Source organism: Bdellovibrio sp. NC01 (genome assembly GCF_006874625.1).
In the GTDB taxonomy this organism is placed as follows: Bacteria; Bdellovibrionota; Bdellovibrionia; order Bdellovibrionales; family Bdellovibrionaceae; genus Bdellovibrio.
In genome coordinates this window covers 1564281-1582065 of sequence record NZ_CP030034.1, presented here as the reverse complement: position 1 = coordinate 1582065, position 17785 = coordinate 1564281, and the positions used below count along the sequence as shown (strand labels likewise).

General features: G+C 45.4%; 17 protein-coding genes. 5 read left to right on the top strand and 12 right to left on the bottom strand.

Annotated elements, in window-relative coordinates; translation table 11 throughout:
* Positions 1-27 precede the first annotated feature (27 nt).
* Together DOE51_RS07555 and DOE51_RS07550 are read left to right on the top strand one after the other, a co-directional pair.
* Positions 28-1053 (top strand): esterase family protein, encoded by a 1026-nt coding sequence (locus tag DOE51_RS07555; protein WP_142695935.1) that lies wholly within the window; start codon positions 28-30, stop codon positions 1051-1053.
* A gap of 93 nt (positions 1054-1146) precedes the next feature.
* The gene (locus DOE51_RS07550; protein WP_142695934.1) at positions 1147-1542 is read left to right on the top strand and encodes a hypothetical protein; all 396 of its coding nucleotides are present in this window, start codon (positions 1147-1149) and stop codon (positions 1540-1542) included.
* A 92-nt stretch (positions 1543-1634) separates the two neighbouring features.
* Here the strand turns inward: DOE51_RS07550 and DOE51_RS07545 are convergent, their stop codons facing one another.
* Positions 1635-1964: a multidrug efflux SMR transporter gene (locus tag DOE51_RS07545; protein ID WP_142695933.1), complete on the bottom strand. Its 330-nt coding sequence runs from the start codon at positions 1962-1964 to the stop codon at positions 1635-1637.
* A 257-nt stretch (positions 1965-2221) separates the two neighbouring features.
* Here DOE51_RS07545 and DOE51_RS07540 point away from each other — a divergent pair, with 257 nt between their 5' ends.
* The gene (locus DOE51_RS07540) at positions 2222-3178 is read left to right on the top strand and encodes a D-glycerate dehydrogenase (RefSeq protein WP_142695932.1); all 957 of its coding nucleotides are present in this window, start codon (positions 2222-2224) and stop codon (positions 3176-3178) included.
* A 152-nt stretch (positions 3179-3330) separates the two neighbouring features.
* On the opposite strand, the gene infC is transcribed toward DOE51_RS07540, so the two are convergent.
* From infC to DOE51_RS07525, 3 genes are all read right to left on the bottom strand, one after another.
* Positions 3331-3921, bottom strand: a complete 591-nt coding sequence (infC, locus tag DOE51_RS07535) for a translation initiation factor IF-3 (protein ID WP_246845478.1) — start codon at positions 3919-3921, stop codon at positions 3331-3333.
* Between the two features lie 159 nt (positions 3922-4080).
* Positions 4081-6048 carry a threonine--tRNA ligase gene (gene thrS / locus DOE51_RS07530; RefSeq protein WP_142695930.1) on the bottom strand — a complete coding sequence of 656 codons (1968 nt, stop codon included), beginning with the start codon at positions 6046-6048 and terminating at the stop codon, positions 4081-4083.
* Positions 6049-6157: 109 nt separating this feature from the next.
* A complete protein-coding gene (locus DOE51_RS07525; RefSeq protein ID WP_246845476.1) occupies positions 6158-6949 on the bottom strand; it encodes a PilZ domain-containing protein in 792 nt (263 codons plus the stop codon).
* Between the two features lie 79 nt (positions 6950-7028).
* Between DOE51_RS07525 and DOE51_RS07520 the strand changes: the two genes are divergently transcribed.
* A complete protein-coding gene (locus tag DOE51_RS07520) occupies positions 7029-7289 on the top strand; it encodes a hypothetical protein (protein WP_142695929.1) in 261 nt (86 codons plus the stop codon).
* A gap of 25 nt (positions 7290-7314) precedes the next feature.
* Positions 7315-8448, top strand: coding sequence for a hypothetical protein (locus tag DOE51_RS07515; protein WP_142695928.1), 1134 nt, complete (start codon positions 7315-7317; stop codon positions 8446-8448).
* Positions 8449-8454: 6 nt separating this feature from the next.
* Here the strand turns inward: DOE51_RS07515 and DOE51_RS07510 are convergent, their stop codons facing one another.
* The 8 genes from DOE51_RS07510 to DOE51_RS07475 all read right to left on the bottom strand — a co-directional run bounded on the left by DOE51_RS07510 (position 8455) and on the right by DOE51_RS07475 (position 17736).
* Complete coding sequence (locus DOE51_RS07510) at positions 8455-9651, bottom strand: BamA/TamA family outer membrane protein (protein ID WP_142695927.1); 1197 nt, start codon at positions 9649-9651, stop codon at positions 8455-8457.
* Entirely contained in the window at positions 9642-10187 is a 546-nt protein-coding gene (locus tag DOE51_RS07505) for a hypothetical protein (RefSeq protein ID WP_246845474.1), read from the bottom strand. The genes DOE51_RS07510 and DOE51_RS07505 overlap by 10 nt, the downstream gene beginning before the upstream one ends.
* A 181-nt stretch (positions 10188-10368) precedes the next feature.
* Entirely contained in the window at positions 10369-11568 is a 1200-nt protein-coding gene (locus DOE51_RS07500) for a molybdopterin oxidoreductase (protein WP_246845472.1), read from the bottom strand.
* 8 nt (positions 11569-11576) lie between these two features.
* Entirely contained in the window at positions 11577-12158 is a 582-nt protein-coding gene (locus tag DOE51_RS07495; RefSeq protein WP_142695924.1) for a cytochrome c, read from the bottom strand.
* A gap of 1 nt (position 12159) precedes the next feature.
* Complete coding sequence (locus DOE51_RS07490; protein ID WP_142695923.1) at positions 12160-12681, bottom strand: DUF3341 domain-containing protein; 522 nt, start codon at positions 12679-12681, stop codon at positions 12160-12162.
* Positions 12681-14042, bottom strand: a complete 1362-nt coding sequence (nrfD, locus tag DOE51_RS07485; protein ID WP_142695922.1) for an NrfD/PsrC family molybdoenzyme membrane anchor subunit — start codon at positions 14040-14042, stop codon at positions 12681-12683. Before nrfD ends, DOE51_RS07490 begins: the two co-directional genes overlap by 1 nt.
* The gene (locus tag DOE51_RS07480; RefSeq protein WP_246845470.1) at positions 14039-17179 is read right to left on the bottom strand and encodes a TAT-variant-translocated molybdopterin oxidoreductase; all 3141 of its coding nucleotides are present in this window, start codon (positions 17177-17179) and stop codon (positions 14039-14041) included. The genes nrfD and DOE51_RS07480 overlap by 4 nt, the downstream gene beginning before the upstream one ends.
* 17 nt (positions 17180-17196) lie before the next feature.
* Positions 17197-17736 carry a cytochrome c3 family protein gene (locus tag DOE51_RS07475; RefSeq protein WP_246845468.1) on the bottom strand — a complete coding sequence of 180 codons (540 nt, stop codon included), beginning with the start codon at positions 17734-17736 and terminating at the stop codon, positions 17197-17199.
* Positions 17737-17785: the final 49 nt, after the last annotated feature.

Below are 17785 nucleotides of genomic sequence, written 5' to 3'. Positions count from 1 at the left end.
AATCTGATGGAATGTCATATTGTTCTAATGCACAAAACAGAAACGCTCCCAAATTTACACGCTTTCGAAACGAAGAACTTTAAAGTTGAAACACTGAAAATTGAAAGTCAGTGTTTGAAGAATAATCCGCTGAAAGATCCAGCGGTGCGCTTCAATCCTCTTTTGGTTCCTCACGGCGAGGGGCCGTGGCCTGTGGTTTTGGTTTTAGGCGGCTTCACCGGTAATTCACCCTATTACTTCAACGGTAAATTTAACGAGCAAAACACAGTGCAGATTTTGGATCAGGCCTTAGCTCGCGGCGAAGCTCCTGAAGCATTGTATGTCTTCGTTGATGCGATGACGACGTGGGGTGGTTCGCAATTTATTAATTCAGCGGCCGTCGGCAATTACGAAGATTATGTCGTTGAAGAGATCGTTCCGGCTTTGCAGAAGCACTACCCTGTTTCTAAACTTGCAAACGAATGGTGTGTGATGGGTGGCTCGAGTGGTGGTTATGGCGCGCTTCACTTAGCATCAAAACATCCGCATATTTTTGGCGTGTGTGCGGCGATTGCGCCCGATTCATTCTTTGAAGCGTCGCTCTTGAAAGATCTGTATGAAGCCATGCCTGTGTGGGAAAAATATCAATCGGGTCTGCGCGCTTTAGAAGAACTTCGCAATGGTAAACTTACAAAGATTCGCAACTGGCATACTTTGCTGAACGCTTTTGGTATGTCAGCTTGTTATGCTCCGTCTGGGGAACACGGTGATTTCCAATATCCGCTGAATAAAAATGGCGAAAAAATCACCGAGACCTGGAAACTGTTTTTAGAAAAAGATCCGTTGCACTTTTTGCCGAAGCGTTTGCCTGCGCTTAAAAAATTGCATGCAATTTATTTGGATGTTGGAACGAAGGATCAGTTCAACTTGCAATATGGTTCACGCCAAATTTCTGCCTTCTTTAAGAAGGAAAACATTGTCCATGATTACGTAGAATTCGATGGCAATCACTTCGATATTGGGGAGCGCCGTCCTGAAGTTTGGAAGTGGCTTAGCAACTGTTTTCGCCGCTGAGTCCTGCCCGTTGGCTTAGCTATTGCTCTTGTAAAAAGCCTGAGATTTTAAAGCTTATTAAGTCAGTTTTATTCGTTTATACGAGAGGCTTTTATGCGTCTTCTGTCGCTTTTTGTCACAGTGTTTGCTTTGTTTCTAGGTCTAAGTGCCCAGGCTTCCCAATGTTATTGCAAGGCCGATCCTTACTCTAAAAAATATACCGAGCCAAACGGTGTCGAAAACCATTGGTGGGGCGGCAAGCGTGATTGGACTTGTGAGTACACGTGTTCAACTCCCAATGGAGAAGCTAAGATCGTTGCCCGCCATAAAAAAACTTACTTCGGCAAAGACGATGGCTTATGGGGGATTTGTGATGGCCTCATCTACGAATCCCGCTACAATACTTACGTGAATGACTTTGTTTACACTCTTGAAGGTAACAAAGGGCTTGATCCAGTGAAGTCAGCTTCACCGGATCTGCAAAAGTTTACGAAAGATTTTTGTCAGTAATTTTTGTCGTTCGGTCCAATGCCGTTCGATCGAAAATAATTTTTATCGAACTCTCATCATTCGACTTCATCTATCCAAAAAATCGATGGAGTTTATGACTCTACGAATTTCAATCCAAGAATTCCGCCGATAATCATCGCCAGGAAAACCATCTTCATCAGTGACATCGGCTCTTTGAACACGATGTAGCCAATGATCACCGCCCCCACAGCGCCAATCCCCGTCCACACTGTGTAGGAAACTCCGACTGGCAAAACCTTCATAGCATTCGACAGAAGATAAAAACTAATCCCCATCGTGATAAGCGTAAAGATCGAAGGGCCAAGCTTCGTAAAGCCCTCTGAATATTTAAGGCCTGTCGCCCATACAAATTCCAAAATTCCCGCAATAACCAATAAGATCCATGCCGTTGTTGTAGTCATAGCAAATCCTTATTCAAATTTATTTGTAAGTCGTTGCTGTGAAGAACAGAGGGAGACTTGTATATCCCAAAATCTTTTTTAGCTTAAGTCGCAGAACTGCAACTTTGATGACCTTATCTTCTCACACATCGGCACAGCTTTAAAGAGTATTTTCTTGCGACCACGCGCACTCAGGATCAAAATAAAGACATAATTTTCTTCTGTGAATTTTTCCGCTACCTTCGTATCAGACTGTAGCCGAGCTTCTGAGGTTTTCTATGAAAGACACGATTCTTTTAACTTTCGCCGCTCCTGAAAATGTCATTCGTCGTTCCAAAGAATTATTCGACAGCCACGTCGCAACTTCCGAGTGGACTGCAGAGACCATCGCCGCTGAAAGTGCGAAACTCAACCCGAAAGCGATCGTGGTTTCTCCTCGTCAAAAGATGACAGCAGATATTATTGCGAAACTTCCCGCTTCAGTAAAAATCATCGCGACCTCAAGTGTGGGCTTTGATCACTTAGATCTTCCCGCAGCAAAAGCTCGCGGTATTGTTTTAACAAATACTCCGGATGTTTTAACTGAATGTACGGCGGATCTTGCGATGTTGTTGTTGCTAAATGCATGTCGCCGCGGACGTGAATACCAACACATCATGGAAGATGGATGGGGCAAAAGTTTTTCTCAATCAGAAATGTTGGGGATCAAAGTCAGCGGAAAAACTTTGGGCATCTACGGCATGGGTCGCATCGGCCAAGCCGTCGCCGATCGCGCCAGAGCTTTTGGCATGAAGATCTTGTACTGCAATCGTAAACGCCTGCCACCAGATCAGGAAAAAGGCGCAACCTACTTCGCAGACCTCAAAGAGATGCTCCCGCACTGCCAAATTTTCTCGTTAAACGCGCCAGGCACGGCAGAAACTCAACACATCATGAATGACGAAACCTTCGCGCTTCTTCCCAAAGACGCCGTCCTTGTGAACGTCGCAAGAGGAAGCTTAGTCGACGAAAAGGCATTGATGAGATCTTTAGATTCAAAACATCTCTTCGCCGCAGGCCTCGACGTCTTCGAACAAGAACCCAACTTCAACCAAGACTTACTGAAATACCAAAACATCTTCATGTGCCCCCACATGGGAAGCGCCACTCAAGAAACTCGCGATGAAATGGGCTACCGCGCCCTAGAAAACATCCGCAGAGTCCTCTCCGGACAACCCGCCCAAGACCCACTCTAAAGAGTGCCTGCTTCTTTTTTACGACCCACCAGCGTCATGACGCGGGATGGGCCCAAAAAAGTGCCAGACACCTTTTGATAACGCGGGTTGGTTGTAAAAAAGAAGCAGGCACCCCTGAAATAAAAAAGGCAGCGTTTCCGCTGCCTTTTTTTCTATTCTTCGTCGTCTTCTTCGAGCTCTTCCAGGTCGGCAAGTTCTTTCGTATCTTGCTTCGACTTGTTTGGATGGGCTTTTTGGTAGTCTTTGATTTTCACTGGATCTGGAGCCAGCATCAAGAACATCTGTTTGCCTTCCATTTTTGGATTTGATTCGATCAAAGCCAAATCGTTTACGAAAGCGATCGCTTTTTGCATCACTTCCATACCCAACTCTTGATGGGCCAATTCACGACCCATGAAACGCAATGACACTTTTACTTTGTCGCCATCCAAAAGGAAACGACGAGCGTGATTCATTTTTGTTTCGAAGTCATGTTGATCTGTACGAGGGCGCATTTGCACCTCTTTGATCGTTACAACAGTTTGTTTTTTACGAGCAGCAGTTGCCTGTTTTTTCTTCTCGTACTTCCACTTACCGTAGTCCATGATTTTACAAGTTGGAGGACTTGCAGTTGGAGCAATCTCAAGAAGATCGAGGCCTCTATCTTCAGCAATACGTAACGCCTCTGGAACAGTCATAACGCCCAACATGTTACCTTCATCGTCGATAACACGAATTTGTTGAGCACGAATCTCGCGGTTCACTCGCAAAGAGTCTTTAGAGTCTTTCTTGTTGCGATCAAAACGACCACCACCGGCACCGCCGCCTCTAAAATTACCACCTTCAAACTTGCTAATGGGAAACCTCCGTTGGTCGCCTGTTTACACTCCGGCTTCGCCGGAGTAGTTAAATTTATTTAAGGCCTACGTGTTTACTGGCGCAGATTTCGCCAATGAACTTTGTAGTGCTCTTGTATTAATATCAGTTTTAATCAAATTCATCACTTCATCAACTGTCAGACCTTTGTGTTCTGACCCGTCACGAAGACGTAATGAAACCGTTTTAGTTTCAGCTTCTTTATCCCCGACAATAATCATGTACGGAACTTTCTGAAGTTGAGCTTCACGGATTTTATAATTTAGCTTCTCAGCTCTACGATCAAATTCAACTCTAACTTTTGACTCTTTCAAAGAGTTCATAAGTTCTTCACAGAATGTATTCACACGGTCTGTCACATTCAAGATCGTCACCTGAACCGGACACAACCATGGAGGCAAATGACCCGCTGTATGCTCAAGGTAAACACCAATGAAGCGCTCTAAAGAACCAAGGATCGCACGGTGAAGCATCACAGGGCGGTGTTCTTTACTGTCTTCGCCTGTGTATTTCAGGTCGAAGGCCTGTGGAAGATTTGGATCCACTTGAAGTGTACCCAACTGCCAAGGACGGTTCAACGCATCCACGAACATGATATCAAGCTTAGGACCATAGAACGCACCATCACCTGGATTCAAAGTGAATGGCAGGTTCAAAGACTTCAAGGCATCTGACAACGCACCTTCAGCCATGTCCCAGTACTCTTCACTGCCCATACGGTTGTCTGGACGAGTTGAAAGATAGATGATGTATTTGCTCATACCAAGTTTGTCGTACACACGATTCAACAAGCCCATGAACTTCGCGATTTCCTCTTGAAGTTGATCCATACGGCAGAAGATGTGCGCATCGTCTTGGCAGAATGTACGAACACGAGTCAAACCGTGCATCGCGCCTGATTTTTCGTAGCGGTGCAAACGACCGAAGTCGGCCATTTTGATTGGCAAATCACGGTAAGAATATTTCTCTGAGTTATACAACAAACAGTGCGAAGGACAGTTCATCGGTTTAGAGGCGAAATCGCGCTCGTCCACTTTCGTGAAGAACATGTTCTCTTTGTAGTTTTGGTAGTGACCTGAAGTATGGAACAAGTTCACGTCGAAAATTTGCGGCGTGATCACTTCTTGGTAACCCGTTTCAAAATACAATTCGCGCAAGTAAGTTTGCAAAGCTGTGTACACAGTCGCACCCTTACCCGTGAAGAATGGAGAACCCGGAGCCAGTTCGTTGAAATAGAACATGCCAAGCTCTTTACCCAACTTACGATGGTCGCGTTTTTTCGCTTCCTCGATATTGTGCAGGTAAAGATCCAAATCTTTTTTATCGCCAAACGCTGTTGCGTACACACGTTGAAGTTGCGCGTTTTTCTCGTCGCCTCTCCAGTATGCACCCGCCACGCTTAACAATTTGAATGCTTTGATCTGACCAGTCGATTGAATGTGTGGTCCACGGCAAAGGTCAAACCAGCTAGTCCCATTGAAGTAGATACCAACTGTTGTTTCGCCTTTTTTCGCAAGGTCTTCGATCAATTCAACTTTGAAGCGCTCGTTCATGCCTTTGAAAGTTTCAATGGCTTTTGCGATCGGCCAGTCTTCACGGTGAATCGGCAAATCTTTAGCGATGATTTCAGACATCTTCTTTTCGATTTGTGCGAAATGTTCTTCCGTGAAATGGAATGGAGAATCGAAGTCATAGTAGAAACCATTATCGATCACTGGACCGATAGTGACTTTCACCTCAGGCCAAATATCTTGAACGGCTTGAGCCATGATATGTGCGCAAGAGTGACGGATCACCTCTACAGCTTCAGGCGATTTTGTGGTGATCAAAGCGACTTGCGTCTGGTCTTTCAATTTAGTGCGAAGATCAGAAATTTCAGAAGAACCATTGAGCTTCGCGCCCAAAGTTTCTTTGGCAAGACGTGGACCGATAGCTTGAGCTACCTCAAGCGCTGTCGGTTCGTGGTCGAACACCTTCGTAGAGTTATCCGGCAAAATGATTGTAACTTGTGACATTATGACTGCTGAGTCGTCGTTGAGCGACGACCGATTTCCGTGATTTGATGTGATGAAGAAATAAGCAAATTTTGCATCACATTATTAGTAATCCGGAGCCGTCAGAGGGTCAAGCACTCACCGCAAGAAATTGCACACCAATAATCTGTTGGCCAGTCACAGTCGAGGCAATCCAACGGACTTGGGATTCGATGGAAACCCACTTTCCTCTTTGGTCCTTGTACATCAGGCTAACGAAGTCCTTAGCGTGCAAAAGGCCCTCGCTGATCTCGATTAAAGCGCCCCCATTGGAGAAATCCTTCATCGCACCTTCACGCAGGAACTGGACCCCACCACCCGTTGGCGATGTGGCAGAGTAAGAAGACTTTTTAAGCATGACCTCAGCTTGAACGGCGTGGCGCTCGGCTTTGCGAGATTTCACTCCCAAACCTTGCAAGCGACGCGTCACGATGCCGGCAATTTGCTCGCTTTCCGACTCTCTTAAAAACAAGACACGGGAATCACTTAAACCAAGCTGATAAACAGCATTTTCAATAGTTTGCGCGATAAAGATTAAGGACAATCTTGTCTTTAATTGAGTCCAAGTTAGGAATGCTTGAGCTGTGCGCTGGTTTAAGAATTCTGATCTTACGATCACGCAGATATCTCCTTGTTGAAATTGAATGAGCTGCTTCATTTGTTCCGGTGTCTGAACCCAACGCCAACGAACCCCACGCAATTCGCGAAGATAATTCGGAAGAGTTTGAATCGGACTTAGATAAATGATGTCTCGAATTGAGTCTTGCATCACAGAACTACATTGCAAAGTTGAAGCCCAAACGTGAACTCGAACTAAAGTGACTCTGTGGTGGAAACTGCTGTTAACAACGTGGACACCTGCAAACAAAGCTTTAAACAACATTGTTAAATTACTGATTTACCGACTGTTTTTGCTGATTAACTATCTAGTCACATAAATCAAACCTAAAGGAGAATAATTTATGAAACTAATGATCACGGCACTGACAGCAATGTTCTGTTGTTCAATGGCTTTCGCACAATCTGACATCGATAAGATGAATCAACAAGCTCATGAACAAGGTGCAAAAATGGAAGCTGCGGGAAAAGAAGCTTCCGATAAAACAAAAATGGAGGCTGACAAAGCTTCTGCCTCTGCAAAGAAAACAACTAAAAAAGCTAAAAAGAAAGTTCACGAAACAAGTAAAGCTACTGAAGAAAAAATGGATGAGATGACTAAATAGTTCGCTCTCTACCTAAGGGGCCGGCATGTGGTTCTTCCGACGATTATTGTATTTTACTTTAAGTGTCTGGAGTGTGCAGGGCTGGTCCTTCCTGCTTTTAAATCCCGTCGGTCATCAAGAGGCATTGATGGGCAACGCGGGTATTGCTCACCCCGCCTCGCCGGGAAATCCTTTATTCAATGCCGCGGGATTAGCGTACTTTACCGATGACTTACCCAACATTTCTGTAAGTGGTACTTTAATATCTAGTTCTGACGCTTCTTCAAATGCTTTCGATAAAAGTAACAACTCCCTGACCTCACAGAGTGTACTTTCAGTCGCGAGTTTTCCGATCGGCTACGGCATTCGCATCGCGCCTTTTTATTCGTATCCACAGAACAGTGAATTTTACGGTTATTCTGACAACACCACTTCTGGCACCCGGGAGCGACAGTTTGAAAACGTCAGTTTGAAACAAGCCCTGGGCGGACTTTCTTATTCTGGCTTTTTTATTCCCGATGTTTTGGCGTGGGGATTTTCCGTGGGCGTCACTTGGAATGAAACCGATATTCACACCAGCCAACTGCAAGAAGGCGCCGGGTCCAGTCGGTTAACCTCCACTTACGATCAAAAACAAAGATCGCAGATTGAGTTGATGCCGGGACTTTTATGGAAAGCGACGGATGAGCTGTATTTGGGAATGGCCGTTCATCTGACACCACTGGAAGTTTTTTCGACGGGCACCACTTTTCAACAAGGACAAAATTCAGGCTCGCCAACAGGTGAACAGGACACCCGCCGTTATAGTCCCAACTTGGACAAACTTATTGGCGTCAGTCTGGGCCAAAGCTTCATCACGAACCGCTTTACCTTTTCCACCGACCTTAGTTATTTCGAACACGAGCCCCTGTTTAACCAATCAGCCTGGCAGGCGGCTTTGGGTTTAAAAATGCCGGTGATAAACCCCGTGCATTTACTTTCTGGGTTTAATTACTTTCGCACACGCGATTATGCGCAGTACATTCTGGATGGCGGCTTGGTCGTGAAACGCAACACTTACGAGTTTCTTTTTGGCGTGACATATAAGCGCATCGATTCCACCAACGAAGCCGGTTTTAACCTAGACAGTGACGCCTTAGGGTTCTTATTTTCTTCGACGATTTCATACAGTCCGTTTTAAGAGATTTTAAAATGCCTGATTCACTGAAAAATACCATGACCACTCATCGCCATAGGCAACGTCGACACGAAAATCGATGGGATTGCGCGCGGCAATTCGATAGCGCGCACCTAGACCACCCGACCACAACAGATCTTTTAATTCCAAATCCGAAACAGAATGCGCAACGTCTCCAACACCTGCAAATGCAACGGCGCCCCAGTGATCCGTAAAGCGCTGACGATATTCCGCCTGCGTCGCCCAAATAACTTTATCGCGATATTTACCGGCTTTATACCCGCGCAAGTCAGATCCCATTCCAAACATCGCCAAATCATAAAATGGAACATCACCAACGTTTGCTTGAAAATAAGCACGCGCCGCCAGCACCTTATTCGCATCTAAAGAGTGATAATAATTATAGTCCGCTTTATATCTTTGGAAGTTCGTCACATTGCCAAGTGACTCCATATAAAACTGCAAATTCAAATTCGCCAGATAACCTTTGGTTGGATAAAAAGAGTTATCGCGTTCATCCATTTGCACTTTAAATCCGGGCACCCAGGTTTCACTATCAAGTTTGTCGTTCACATTAATTTCAGCAGGCAAATTCGGAACATCGAATTTATTATCGAGTTTTTTATAACCAATCGTCGGCCCTAAATACACAGGCCCCCACTTCGGCATCAGTTGAGCACTAAAGAACGTTGCCTTTTGCTCCAGCAAGACAGAAATATCGCGCTCGCCCGTATCACGTCCCACACCATAGAAATCAGAATTGATTTTTGCATAACCACCGAAGACGTTCAGTCGAAGTTTGTCTTCATTCAATCGGCCGATATACCCCAACATGCCGCCGTAAGATTTCTTTTCAGTCCCAAAAACAGCGCCTGCAAAGATCGACGGCTTCTGATCTTTTTCATGCGCAAAAATTCTTTGCATCATCAAAGCCAAAGAAAATTCTTGGGATGGATTATATCCCGGCACTGGAGCAAAGACCCACTCCCCTTTCGTCAACTCTGGCTTCGAGGAGATTTCAAGTGGCGTCTTTTCTGTAGGGTCCTGCGCTTCGGGTGGCTCAATCGCATCGGCGTCTTTTAAACTTGAACGATCACTGACATCACCTTCATTTGCTGGCTTTGCAAATAAAGGCTCCGCTTGCGCGACGGAAGCAAGTGCAAGCATCAAAGCGACAAGGAAAAACAGTTTTCCTGCTAACGGCATTGATCCGCGATTTTGCGAAGTTCAGAGAGCTCATCACAGTCAAAACGCGACAAACGTGAACACACGTAATCGATGCACGAAACATCCATCAGCCCGCGACACATTTGTGTGACCGTAAATAGTTCCGTTTTTTCATCGCAATCAAAGCGCGAAACGCGATTGCAAACGGTATTCACACAAGCACTTGTGACGTTACGACAGTTGCGCGTGATTTCGGCAAGCTCCCCTTGTTCATCACAATCAAAACGTGACAGGTGCGAACACACGGCTTCAACGCACGCTTTCGGGTATCCCGTCGACGGAGGACAATTCGGTTGTTGTGGAGGATGAGGTCCTGGAGGATTCGATGGGTTTGTTGGCTGTTCTGGCATATTCGGATCATCCGGCAAAGGCATCGGCCCCTGTCCTGCCATGATCATTTTAAATGTCTGTAGCTTATCGAAATCGTCCACTAATTTTTTTATCTTCGCGGGCGAAGCCGCAAGACAAAGTGACGTGAACACAGTCACCAACGCGAACACAAGTCCCTGAGCCATAATCCCCTCCACGTTCCTACTTCAACGTGAGTGGCTGGAGGTCTCAACCTTTTAATCGAAAAAACAAAACACAGTGTGTGGAACGACAAACACCAAACAAGCTGAAATGCAGAACTGCAAAAGGCAAAAAAAAAGCCACTCGCGAAGAGTGGCTTTCAATATATCCAATTCTTTTAAAGAACTAGTATGCTACGTGGTGGTTTAGAGCCTCGTGCATGCGTGGGTCTTTCAAAGGAACCAAGCTGTGTTTGCTCCAGAAAGAGAACAAGCAAAGCATGAATAGACCAGCGAAACCTGCGAAGATACCAATTTCCCAGAAGCCGAATGTTACTTGGCCATCGAAGAAGTTTGGATATACCAACCAGTAGATGTCTACGTATTGCATAACAAGCACTAGAGTTGAAACAACCAATACATTCGTGTCAGAGCGTTTTGCTGCACGAGGAAGCAACGCCAAGAACGGAACGATGAAGCGGAAGATCAACAATGCCGTTGATACTGACATCCAACCACCCAATGAACGAGCGATGTAGAACTCAGTTTCTTCTGGCAAGTTCGCGTACCACATCAACATGAATTGAGAGAATGCGATGTAAGCCCAGAATACTGTGAAACCTTTAAGGTACTTCACAACGTCATGTTGGTGCTCAACAGTTACGTAACCTTTTACAAAACCGTGTTTTCTCATCAAAACGATAACGATCGCAAGGAATGCAAGCCCCGCTTGGAACAAACCTGAGAATGTGTAAACACCGAAGATCGTAGAGTACCAAGTTGGCAACAATGACATCAACAAGTCCACGCTGAAGAATGAGAACATCAAAGCGAAGAATGCGATGAAACCGATTGAAGGACCGACGTTTTTGTTCGTCAACTCAGCGTCACCAGTTTGATCTTGTTTCAAAGAGTTACCCACGATAACCCAACGGAACAACAAACAACCCACTACGAAGATCAACAAACGAACTACGAAGAAACCTGTGTTCAAGTAACCTGTTTTTGCAGCCACAACTGGGTTTGAAGCAACCACAGCTGGATCAGCCCACAAATAAAGTTTTTTGAAACCAATCAACAGAACCAAACCGCCAACGAAAATCCAAGGGATGAACGCTGTCGTTGCTTCAGCAAAACGGCGGATCGTTACTGACCAACCTGCTTTAGCTGTATTGTTGATTGCAACCCAGAACAAACCGCTCAAACCCAATGAAGAGAAGAAGAAGAATGCGACTAGGTAAGAAGTCCAAAGACGGTCTTGGTTTTTCATCAAACCGATGATGAAAGTCAAAACACCGATTGCTACCAAAGCAAAACTCAAAGTTTTAAGTTTTGCTGGAGCTTCAAATTTAGAGACATGGAGGTTTGTGTGATTATGATCGCCCATACCAATTCCTATTTGCCATCACGCTTCTCTAGGAAGCGAATGTAGTTAACAACTTGCCAACGATATTTTTGTGGAATGTGAGATGCGTAAGGACCCATCACACCTTGGCCCATAGTGATCACGTGGTAAACGTGTCCATCTGGCCAGCCTTTAATTTTATCAGTCAACAATGCAGGTGGTTTCAAAGCCATTTTAGCAGAGACAACAGACTTCGCAGCCTCGCCGCCTTCACCTTTATACCCGTGGCAAACTGCGCAGTTTGTCTCGTAGTATTTTTGGCCTGTCATTAGAGTCTCTTCATCCATTTTGCCTGCTAGTGGATTTTTCAAATTCTTAGCAGCACCTTCTGGATCCGTTGCATATCTGTATGGTTCGAAACCTACTGGAGCTGTGTGCTCTGGAGGTACGCGCATACCGCTATGGTGCGGAGAAGTTTCATCATACTCCTGCGCTTTGATCGCTGGAGATTCCATCATGTCTTGAATGATTTCAACGTTCGGGTTGTTACCGCGAGGACCGCAGCTAGACAATGCTAGAGCTGCTAGGCCTGCCGCCGCTACACCCATGGAGATATTCACGATGCTTCTCATTCTAGTACTCCGTTTTCTTCACTTCAAGAGCGCCAAGCTCTTTGAACATTTTCTCAATTCTTGCTTCGTCATATCCAGTATCGTTTTGTGGAATGAAGATCGCAAATTTGTGTGAGCTCAAATCCGGATCAATCACTGGAGGATCGATGCGTGGGATTTTGCAAATGTAGAACAAAGCGCCTACGGAGCAAAGAGCTGCAAACAAAACTGTCAATTCAAACATAATTGGAATGAACGCAGGCAAAGAGAAGAATGGTTTACCACCGACATTCACTGCCCAGTTCACTGCTGAAGTCCACCAAGTCAAAAGAAGACCTGCCGTCAAACCAACAAGACCTGCAACGAAAGTTACGTATGGAATCCAAGATCTTTTGATACCACACGCCTCTTCCATGCCATGCACAGGGTAAGCAGAAATGGCGTCAAATTTCGTGAAACCCATCTCGCGAGTTTTGCGAGCGGCTTTCAAGATCATGCCTTCATCATCCCAGATACCAGCGATACCTTTAGTATATTGAGCCATTAGTGGTGCCCTCCTTTATCGTCGTAGCCTACATGCAATACGGGCTTCACTTCTGCGATAGAAACCGCAGGGAACAAACGCAAATACAACAAGAACAGAGTCAGGAACATACCGAACGAACCGACAAGGACGCCCGTATCGAACCATGACCATTGATACATACCCCAGTTGGCCGGCAAGAAATCACGGTGCAATGAAGTCACAGTGATAACGAAACGTTCAAACCACATACCGATGTTTACGAAGATAGAAACGATAAACATCACTGGGATTGAACGACGCATTTTCTTGAACCAGAAAACTTGTGGAATCAAAACGTTACAAGATACCATCACCCAGTACGACCAGCCGTAAGGACCGAACGCACGGTTCACGAACACGAAACGCTCGTATTGGTTACCAGAGTACCATGCGATGAAGAACTCAGACGCGTACGCGTAACCAACAAGCATACCTGTTGTCATGATGATCTTATTCATCACTTCCATATGATCCAAAGTTACGTAGTTTTGGAATTCTTTGAAACCAATACGTACTAGAGTCATCAACGTCACAACCATCGCGAAACCAGAGAAGATCGCGCCGGCAACGAAGTATGGAGGGAAGATCGTCGTATGCCAACCTGGCAAGTTAGAAACCGCGAAGTCGAACGATACGATCGTATGAACTGAAAGAACTAGCGGAGTCGAAAGACCTGCAAGAATCAAGTACACCATTTCATAGTGTGACCAGTTACGAGCAGTACCTCTCCAGCCCAATGACAAAGCACCGTAAACAGAACGGCGAAGTTTGTTTTTCGCGCGGTCTTTAATAGTTGCAAAGTCAGGAACCAAACCGATGTACCAGAATACCATTGATACAGTCGCGTAAGTTGATACCGCGAAAACGTCCCAAAGAAGTGGCGAACGGAAGTTCACCCACAATGGACCACGTTGATTCGGATACGGGAACAACCAGTAATCAAGCCAAGGACGACCTGTATGTAGCAACGGGAAAAGACCCGCCGTCATTACGGCAAATACGGTCATGGCTTCCGCAGTTCTGGCAACCGATGTTCTCCACTTCTGACGGAAGAGGAATAATACGGCAGAGATCAACGTACCGGCGTGACCGATACCGATCCAGAATACGAAAGTAACGATCATCGTACCCCAGAAAACTGGATGAGTAACACCCAGCAAACCGATACCGACGCCCACAACTGTTCCAAGAATTACGATGTAGAACAACAACAACGTTTTTGCTGCTAGGAAAAGACCTACCCAACCTTTAGATGGGAATCTTTCCACTGGCGCGCAGATGTCGTCAGTCACATCTTTCAGTGTCTTATTTCCAAGGACTAATGGATTGCGCTTAATCATGAGTGTTCACCTTGTTTCGCAGTTCCGTGACCTTCTTGGCCACCAGCAGTTTCTTTATCGTTGTTACGGATCTTAGAAAGGTAACGAACTGAAGGTTTCGCATGCCATTCTTCTAGCAATGCATAACCACGCTCTTCCTTCTTAAAGATCTTAGCCACTTCAGAGTTTGGATCATTCAAATCACCAAACACGATACCACCTGCAGGACATGCAGTTTGGCAGGCTGTTTTAACGTCGCCGTCTTTCAACTGACGTTTGTCATTGCGAGCGATTGTTTTCGCTTCTTGGATACGGTGTACGCAGAACGTACATTTTTCCATAACCCCGCGCACGCGAACACCAACTGATGGGTTCAAAGCCATGTGCATTGGTTTTTCAATCAACTTCGCATAGTTGAACCAGTTGAAACGACGTACTTTGTACGGGCAGTTATTCGCGCAGTAACGAGTACCAACGCAACGGTTGTAAACCATGTCATTCAAGCCCTCATCAGAGTGAGTCGTAGCTAGAACCGGACAAACAGTTTCACAAGGAGCGTTGTCACAGTGTTGACACATAACCGGTTGGAAGACTGCTTCAGCATTCGCGATATCGCCAGTGTAGTAACGGTCGATACGCAACCAGTGCATGATACGACCTTCAAGAACATACTTCTTACCGATAACTGGAATGTTATTTTCAGATTGGCAGGCAACTACGCAAGACGAGCAACCTGTGCAAGTGTGAAGATCAACAGCCATACCCCATTTGTGACCAGAGTATTGGTGACCTGACCAGATGGACCAAGTCTCGTGACGTTTGATACCCGCAGAAGCACCTTTTTTGTTGTAGTCTTTCAAAGTCGCTTCAGCAACGATCTGACGACCTTCCATAGAGAAGTGACCAGATGTTGTTGCTAGAGGAATGTGCTCAGATGTTTTAGTGAATGTTACTGGCTGACCAGAAGCAGTCACTTTTCCATCTTTAGAGACAGTCATCATCGCAAACGCGTTTTGACCTACACCATTACCTACTTTACCAACTTTAGAACGACCGTAACCAACAGCTACAGCCACAACTTCGTCATGAAGACCTGGTTGGATGTAAACTGGAAGAGAGATCTTCTTGTCGCCTACTTTGATTTCGATAACGTTGCCTTGTTTCAACTTATGCTTCTCTGCCGTAGCGATAGAGATTGAAGCGTAGTTGTCCCAAGTCACTTTAGTTACAGGATCTGGAAGTTCATGCAACCAAGGTACGTTCGCCAAAGAGCCATCGCCCATTTGTGAAGTTGGGTAAAGAACAAGTTCATAACCTTCAGAAGATTTAGCAGGTTTGATTGCAGAGAAAGAATCTGCTTTGAATGAACGAGCAGAAGAACCTTTCGCCATCTCGCCAGCGTAACCTTTTTGAAGAGTTTCTTGCCAGAAGTCTTCGAAGGCTTGGCCTTTGCCAACTTTCGGGTGGATGTCTGATTTCCAGAATACACGAAGGTAGTCATAGAATGTTTCATAGTCGCGCAAACGAGCAGGACCCGCTTTCGCCATGAATGCCCAGTTCATCAATGACAATTGGAATGAACGCGTGTCGTACATAGGACGAATCGCTGGTTGGCAGATCGTGTAAACACCAGATGCCAATTCCATATCATTCCAAGACTCAAGGAAGTGATTGTCTGGGATCAAGTAGTCTGCATGAACGCCTGTTTCATCAACACGGTCGCCAGTGTACAGAACCATTTTTACTTTTTTAACTGCGTCTGCGAAGCCCATTTCAGCAGGCAATACGAAACCAGGATTTACACGGTGGATGATCAAAGTTTTCACTTTGCCAGCGTTCATATCTTGGATCAATTGCGCCATGTCTTCATAAGAACCCTTCAATGCAGGAGTTCCCGTTTTCGCTTCGATTGTCGAACCTTCGTTACCAAGAACTGAGTTCAACATGTTTACAGCGGCTTGAAGTTCAGAAGATCTGTCAGTCAAAGTCGCCAAACCACCTGCAACAACAAGTGATTGACCTTTGTTATCCCAAAGATCGGCAGCAACTTTTGCGAACAATTCTGGTTCAATGTTCAATTTCTTCGCAACATCACCGTAAGAAGACAAAGCAGATTTCACACCAGCGTTGCCAGCGTAAGAAGAGTTGCCTTTTTTCACGATGATTTCATGAAGAAGACCCATCACAACATCAAGTTGTTGCGAAGGTTTGATTTTCACGCGGATATCCGCGTTCGCACCAGTCAAAGAGTAGTTTGAATCAAATGAAACCAAACGGTTCATTTTTTTGATGTCTTTACGACCTTCAACGAATTGGTTTGTGAATGCTGTTGGAGCAATCCATGTACCCAAGAAGTCTGCATCGATAGAAACGATCATTTTCGCTTTATCGAAACGGTAGTTAGGAACAAGTTCTTCGCCGTAAGCAGCTTTAGAACCCGCCGCAACGTCAGCATTCGTCAATGCATCCCAAACAACGTGAGTTGCTTTGAAACCTTGTGCGAAATCACCAATCACTGCACGTGTTGCAGGAGACGCGATAGAACCCGTCAAGATAACTACGCCACCTTGGCCCAATTGTTCGACGACTTTTTTATCAAGATCTTCCCACTTCACATCAACCAATTGGCTGTTGCTTTTCTTTTCATTGAAAAGATTGCGTTTAGGACCTTGCGCTCTTTCTGGATCATACAAATTCAACAATGAAGCTTGTGAACGGATGTTCAAGCCGCTGATGCTGAATGGGTGACCAGGATTTGCTTCGATTTTAACCGGACGACCTTCGCGCGTTTTAACCAAAACTGCGATGGGGTCAGAACCGTCGAAATACGCAGATGAGTAGTAGTTTGGAAGACCCAAAGTTACTTCTTCTGGCATTTTGTTGTATGGAACGATTTTTTGTACTGGACGACGGATGCAACCTGCAGTTGCCATCGCTAGTGACGCGCCCATCAACTTCAAGAATTCACGACGTGCAAAACCATCTTGGCCATCTTCTTCACGTAGAGGTGAAGACATGAACTCAGTTTGTGCTTTCGCTGCGAACTCTGGGTTGTTGTTTAGCTGTTCAATCGTTTCCCAGTAAGTGTTGTCATGCTCTATCTTTGGACGAAGAGCTTTTTTCATTTCTAATTCGTGATCGTGATGCATTTCAGACATGATACCTTCCGAAACTCTTAGTAGTGACAAGTTGAACAGTTAAGAGGTGCTTTGTTCTCTGGTTGACGGTGGCAGTTCACACACCAGCCCATAGATAGATCAGAGAATTGCTCCACACGCTTCATTGTTTCGATAGGGCCGTGACATGTTTGGCAGTTCACGCCTTTAGCAATGTGCGCATTGTGATTGAAGTGAACGAAGTCAGGAAGCATGTGCACGCGAACCCATTCAACAGATCCACCGCTATCATATGCTTCACGCAATTTTTGGATTTCAGGTTTGTCTGTTGCAACTTGCAAATGGCAATTCATACAAGTTGAAAGAGCTGGAATGTTTGAGTGTCTCGATCTTTCCACTTGGTTGTGGCAGTATTGACACTGAATTTTGTTCGTTCCAACGTGCAATTGGTGATCGAACGCAATTGGTTGCTCAGGTGCATACCCTTTGTTGTATCCCCAACCTGGTTGAAACTTACAACCCGTTAGAAGTGTTGTAACCATGAGCGCGCTCAAGAAGGCCATCGCGCCCGCCGCCGTACTTTTGAATACCCGATGCATAATCATCCCTTTGCCAAGCCTGTTCTCCACCGCAACTTATGGTTGCCAT